Raw genomic sequence first — 2910 nt, 5'->3', positions numbered from 1 at the left:
TACTGGAAGTCTTGAAATAACAGATGCCAATGATTATTATCCATTTGGGATGAATCATTTAAAGACAGGTAATGCTTATTTTGGAGCAGGTAATTATAGAAATTATAAGTACAACAATAAGGAATTGCAAGAGACAGGAATGTATGATTATGGAGCGAGAATGTACATGGCAGATATTGGCAGATGGGGAGTAATTGATCCGTTGGCGGAGAAAATGACAAGATATAGTCCTTACAACTATGCATTTAATAATCCAATAATGTTTATTGATCCTGATGGAAGAGAAGCGACAAGTACTCATACAGATAAATTTGGAAATGTAGTGAAGGTTATAAAAGACGGAGATTTAGGGGTTTACCGCCATGATGGTAATGCTCAAGAAACCCAACAGGAGCTTAATGAAAAATATTCGAAAGATAATACCTCGGGAGGTGGAGAGAGAATGGGAAGAACGCTTGTTTGGAATTCCTTTACAGAATTTGATAAAGGTGGTAAAGAAGCAGGTAAAATAAATTTTGGATCTTTCCAAGCAAGAGATTGGCTTAATAATTTTAGTGATACAATCTCTAAAGATACTGAAGCCAATGGAGGGTTTGTAGCAAGGATGAATTATGCATATAATGGTGGTGGAGGCGATATATATGATTATAAGACGCAAAATGGAGGAGGTTTATACGCTGGTTCACAAATAGCAGAAGGAGTATACGTGTCAGCCAGAGATGTTGGAAATTTTGCAGCAGGTAGGGCAGCTGCAATAACAGGACAAGATAAAATGGATTTCATGCTGAATGCAGGAGGGTTTAACGCATCGGGTAATAGTAAACTGGGGCTTATATTTAACAATTCTCACTGGAAAAATGAAGCCCAAAAAAAAGGTTTCCCAGCATATGGAGAACATTTTAACTCAAATCTATTTCAGCGTTTAGGCTATGAAAACGTAACGACAGCTGAAGGAATAATCAAAAAAAGCAAAATAATATGGGGAGATCGAAAATAAAAAATATCTGTCTGCTTTTACCATTATTGCTATCTATTATAGCATGTGGGCATCCTGATTTAGATAAATTTGAAGGCACCGGATTTTCTTATCAAATAAGTGCAGGCAAAACAGATATAGTACGTGCTAGATATACTACTGACGAAGGAGCGCCTTCTATACAGCTTTTTGATATAAAAGGAAATCTTAAAGAAGAAGCTACCATTACTCCTTATAGCGGGCTAGGGCTGACAGCAATGAAAAATGACACCATACAAATGACCTATGTTGTTGGAGAGAACGAACAGATGTTTTTATCATGGTTCAAAAGAATTGAATATATTAATCCTACTCGCATAGGCAATTATTCTATTCGGTATAATTATGAAATACAAAATGAATATTTTGAAAATGAAGGTTCGGAAATAGATTCATTATATATTGATAAAAATACAAAAATGATGTCTCTATTTCTAAAACATAAATTAATTACTAAAAAGCCAATGTACTTATTTAGAATCGAGTTTTCAGAAATAACACTTTATGATCCAGTCAGTAAATTATATACACCATATACATTTGCAGGCAATAGGAGTTTTTTTGAGGAGTATTTAAAAAAAGTTCTTGATTTGTATAAGTAATTAATATGGGGAGATCGAAAATAAAAAATATCTGTCTGCTTTTACCATTATTGCTATCACTTATAGCATGTGGGCATCCTGATTTCGATAAATTTGAAGGCACCGGATTTTCTTATCAAATAAATGCAGGCAAAACAGATATAGTACGTGCTAGATATACGACTGATGAAGGAGCGCCTTCAATTCAACTTTTTGATACAAAAGGAAGACTTAAAGAAGAAGCTACTATTGCTCCTTATATGGGTTTAGGATTGACAGCAATGAAAAATGACACTATACAAATGACCTATACTATTGGACAGAGCGACCTTAATATGTTTTTGCCTTGGTTCAAGAAAAACAAATATAATCCTACTCACATAGGCAATTATTTAATTCGCTATAACTATGAAATACGAAATGAATATAATATAGATCAAGATTCTGTACAATTAGATTCATTGTATATTGATAAGAATACACAAATGATGTCCTTATTTTTAAAACAGAAATTAATTGCTAAAAAGCCGATGTACTTATTTAGAGTTGAGTCATCGGAAATATCACTTTATGATCCGGTAAGTAAATCATATACACCTTATATATTTGCAGGCAATAAGAATATTGGTGAGGAATATATTAAAAAAGTTCTTGCTTTGTATAATTAATTTACTTTCCAATACTGATGATCTATTAATATTTCACTAAAAAATAGGCAACGTTTCACAAATGTTGGTTTCCTTTATTAATCAATATTGACGAGAAATAATATGTAATAATTTTATAGAATATAGTGATCATTTGGTCACTCTATTTGTTTTTTTTAAGAAAATTGGAATCCTTATGCAGATAAAAATTTATTCATGTGCCAAATGTGTTGGTGATAATTTTATAAAATAGGAATATGACGGAGCAGGCTGGCCTATAGACTATGATGTCAATGGGAATATGAAAAGTATGATGGATAAGTAGATTACAGGAATCACCTATAATTTCTTAAACCTTCCCAATGTTTTGAATATTGGCCTTGATCCTACAACCACCCAGATCAAAATCAATTACCGTGCAGACGGAATAAAACAGAGAAAAGAAACTGTAAAAACCTCCACAGGAATTGCCGGATCTACCTGGACCAAAGAAATCACCGATTATCTTGATGGTTTCCAGTACCTGAATACCACCTCTTCAGGCGGTGGAATATCCGATATGTTTTTGGCAGCACTAGAAACCAATCAGGCATTAGAAATGCAGGCATTTACAATTGGTCCTCCTATTGATATTGATCCCCCACCAATAGATCCAATTGTTCAGAAT

4 protein-coding genes are annotated in these 2910 nt (G+C 33.4%); all 4 read left to right on the top strand.

Going from position 1 to position 2910, the window contains the following annotated elements:
* The coding region (locus tag ACQWU4_RS19545; RefSeq protein WP_429937422.1) for an RHS repeat-associated core domain-containing protein at positions 1–997 on the top strand (997 nt) is incomplete at its 5' end.
* A complete protein-coding gene (locus ACQWU4_RS19540) occupies positions 979–1617 on the top strand; it encodes a hypothetical protein (protein ID WP_429937421.1) in 639 nt (212 codons plus the stop codon). The genes ACQWU4_RS19545 and ACQWU4_RS19540, both read left to right, overlap by 19 nt.
* Positions 1618–1622: 5 nt before the next feature.
* Positions 1623–2264, top strand: a complete 642-nt coding sequence (locus tag ACQWU4_RS19535; RefSeq protein WP_429937420.1) for a hypothetical protein — start codon at positions 1623–1625, stop codon at positions 2262–2264.
* A 346-nt stretch (positions 2265–2610) separates the two neighbouring features.
* Positions 2611–2910, top strand: a 300-nt coding sequence (locus ACQWU4_RS19530) for a hypothetical protein (RefSeq protein WP_429937419.1), incomplete at its 3' end; no start/stop codon positions are given.

Source organism: Chryseobacterium sp. MIQD13 (genome assembly GCF_050496705.1).
GTDB lineage: Bacteria > Bacteroidota > Bacteroidia > Flavobacteriales > Weeksellaceae > Chryseobacterium.
The sequence above is the reverse complement of the archived record's forward strand: the minus strand, read 5'-3'. Positions and strand labels throughout refer to the sequence as shown.